Genomic DNA, 3343 nt, shown 5'->3' on the forward strand with positions numbered 1-3343 from the left:
AGTTGGTTTTACCCGAAGACGGTTCGCTAACCGCAAGGAGGCAGCCGGCCACGGTAGGGTCAGCGACTGGGGTGAAGTCGTAACAAGGTAGCCGTAGGGGAACCTGCGGCTGGATCACCTCCTTTCAAGGATGTATCCGGGGCAACCTGGATCGCCGAGAACAAAACGCCGTGATATCACGGTATCGCACCGAAAGGTGCACCCGATACGGTCGTCCTCGTATCCCTTCCGCAGTCAGACCGTACCATTCATGGTACACGCCGGTGCACAGGCTCGGGCCTGTAGCTCAGGTGGTTAGAGCGTACGCCTGATAAGCGTAAGGTCGCTGGTTCGAGTCCAGCCAGGCCCACCACCGATGCCCAGGCACACCCGCGGCCCAGGGGGGCTTAGCTCAGCTGGGAGAGCGATAGCTTTGCAAGCTATAGGTCATCGGTTCGATCCCGATAGCCTCCACCACCGCGCCGCACTGACTGCAGGGAAATCCGTTCGGGGCGATGCCCCGATACCGTCTCGTTGTTATTCATTGTAAAGAAGCAAGCAATTAAAGGGTCTAGTGACCGCGTTGGATTGCAGGCCGGCACGTGCCGTCCGGAAGCCCGGATGGCGATGCCATGAAGGACTGCATGTTCAACGCATAATGTATGAATGCTGTGTTCCGTGTGCAGTGGTTTTTTCCCTGCGCATGGGCTCTCAAGCGTGACAAGGGCATCTGGTGGATGCCTTGGCACTGGAAGGCGATGAAGGACGTGGCACCCTGCGAAAAGTTCCGGGGAGATGGGAGCAATCTTTGATCCGGAAATGTCCGAATGGGGAAACCCACCGCATATGCGGTATCCACACCTGAATTCATAGGGTGTGGAAGCGAACCCGGCGAACTGAAACATCTAAGTAGCCGGAGGAAAGGAAATCAACCGAGACTCCGCAAGTAGTGGCGAGCGAACGCGGACCAGCCCAGTGGCTGCAGTGAAACAACCGGAAACGTCTGGAAAGGCGTGCCAGAGCGGGTGACAGCCCCGTACGGGTAAAAAACACTGCAGTCCTCGAGTAAGGCGGGACACGTGAAATCCTGTCTGAACATGGGGGGACCACCCTCCAAGGCTAAGTACTCTCCAGTGACCGATAGTGAACCAGTACCGTGAGGGAAAGGTGAAAAGCACCCCGACAAGGGGAGTGAAACAGTTCCTGAAACCGGATGCCTACAAGCAGTCGGAGCGGAATTCCTCCGGGAATGTCCGTGACGGCGTACCTTTTGTATAATGGGTCAGCGACTTACCGTATCGAGCAAGCTTAAGCCGGCAGGTGTAGGCGAAGCGAAAGCGAGTCTGAACAGGGCGTTCAGTTCGATGCGGTAGACCCGAAACCAGGTGATCTAGCCATGGTCAGGTTGAAGGTGGAGTAACACCCACTGGAGGACCGAACCCACGTCTGTTGAAAAAGACGGGGATGAACTGTGGCTAGGGGTGAAAGGCCAATCAAACCTGGAAATAGCTGGTTCTCCGCGAAAGCTATTTAGGTAGCGCGTCGGATGTATACCGCCGGGGGTAGAGCACTGGATCGGGACGGGGGGCGCGAGCCTTACCAACTCGAACCAAACTCCGAATACCGGCGAGTAATGTCCGGCAGACAGACGGTGGGTGCTAAGGTCCATCGTCAAAAGGGAAACAGCCCAGACCGCCAGCTAAGGTCCCCAAGTCATGGCTAAGTGGGAAAGGATGTGGGACGGCCAAAACAACCAGGAGGTTGGCTTAGAAGCAGCCATCCTTTAAAGAAAGCGTAACAGCTCACTGGTCTAATCAAGCTGTCCTGCGCCGAAGATGTACCGGGGCTAAAGCCATGCACCGAAGCTGCGGGCTTGTCTATGACAAGCGGTAGCGGAGCGTTCCGTAAGCCGGCGAAGGCAAACCGTGAGGTTTGCTGGAGGTATCGGAAGTGAGAATGCTGACATGAGTAGCGACAAACAGGGTGAGAAACCCTGTCGCCGTAAGTCCAAGGGTTCCTGCGCAAGGCTAATCCGCGCAGGGTAAGCCGGCCCCTAAGGCGAGGCCGAAAGGCGTAGTCGATGGGAACCACGTTAATATTCGTGGGCCAGGTGGATGTGACGCCCGTCGTAAATCGTTGCTCCTTATCGGATTGAAGCAGCGGTGAAGACGGGCCAGGAAATAACACCACCAACAATGACCGTACCCGAAACCGACACAGGTGGACTGGTAGAGTATACCAAGGCGCTTGAGAGAACGATGTTGAAGGAACTAGGCAAATTACTCTCGTAACTTCGGAATAAGAGAGCCTCGCCCGTGGGCAACCACAGGTGAGGGGCACAGACCAGGGGGTGGCGACTGTTTATTAAAAACACAGGGCTCTGCGAAGTCGCAAGACGACGTATAGGGTCTGACGCCTGCCCGGTGCCGGAAGGTCAAGAGGAGGGGTGCAAGCTCCGAATTGAAGCCCCGGTAAACGGCGGCCGTAACTATAACGGTCCTAAGGTAGCGAAATTCCTTGTCGGGTAAGTTCCGACCTGCACGAATGGCGTAACGACTTCCCCGCTGTCTCCAACATCGACTCAGCGAAATTGAACTCTCCGTGAAGATGCGGAGTTCCCGCGGTCAGACGGAAAGACCCCGTGCACCTTTACTACAGCTTCACAGTGGCATCAGATATTGGATGTGTAGGATAGGCGGGAGGCTATGAAACCAGGGCGCCAGCCCAGGCGGAGCCACCCTTGAAATACCGCCCTTCCCGTATTTGATGTCTAACCGCGTCCCGTAAGCCGGGACCGGGACCCTGTGTGGCGGGTAGTTTGACTGGGGCGGTCGCCTCCCAAAGAGTAACGGAGGCGCGCAATGGTTGGCTCAGAGCGGTCGGAAATCGCTCGACGAGTGCAAGAGCAAAAGCCAGCCTGACTGCGACACCGACGGGTGGAGCAGAGACGAAAGTCGGTTCTAGTGATCCGGTGGTCCCTCGTGGAAGGGCCATCGCTCAACGGATAAAAGGTACGCCGGGGATAACAGGCTGATACTTCCCAAGAGTCCACATCGACGGAAGTGTTTGGCACCTCGATGTCGGCTCATCTCATCCTGGGGCTGGAGCAGGTCCCAAGGGTATGGCTGTTCGCCATTTAAAGAGGTACGTGAGCTGGGTTTAGAACGTCGTGAGACAGTTCGGTCCCTATCTGCCGTGGGTGTAGGATACTTGAGAGGAGCTGTCCCTAGTACGAGAGGACCGGGATGGACGTACCTCTGGTGTACCAGTTGTTCCGCCAGGAGCACCGCTGGGTAGCTATGTACGGATTGGATAACCGCTGAATGCATCTAAGCGGGAAACCATCCTCAAAACAAGGTATCCC

Annotated in this window: 2 tRNA genes and 2 rRNA genes (1 of these 4 cut by a window edge); all 4 read left to right on the forward strand. The window is 56.4% G+C overall.

From position 1 onward, the window contains the following. A 16S ribosomal RNA gene (locus HEQ60_RS04830) occupies positions 1–125 on the forward strand; it begins 1361 nt to the left of the window's first position. A gap of 150 nt (positions 126–275) precedes the next feature. Continuing rightward, positions 276–352 (forward strand) — tRNA-Ile (locus tag HEQ60_RS04835). 28 nt (positions 353–380) lie between these two features. After that, a tRNA-Ala gene (locus HEQ60_RS04840) sits at positions 381–456 on the forward strand. Between the two features lie 232 nt (positions 457–688). Next, positions 689–3343 (forward strand): 23S ribosomal RNA (locus HEQ60_RS04845); the annotation flags it as partial.

It is taken from the genome of Haematospirillum sp. H1815 (genome assembly GCF_012102705.1).
In the GTDB taxonomy this organism is placed as follows: Bacteria; Pseudomonadota; Alphaproteobacteria; order Rhodospirillales; family Rhodospirillaceae; genus Haematospirillum.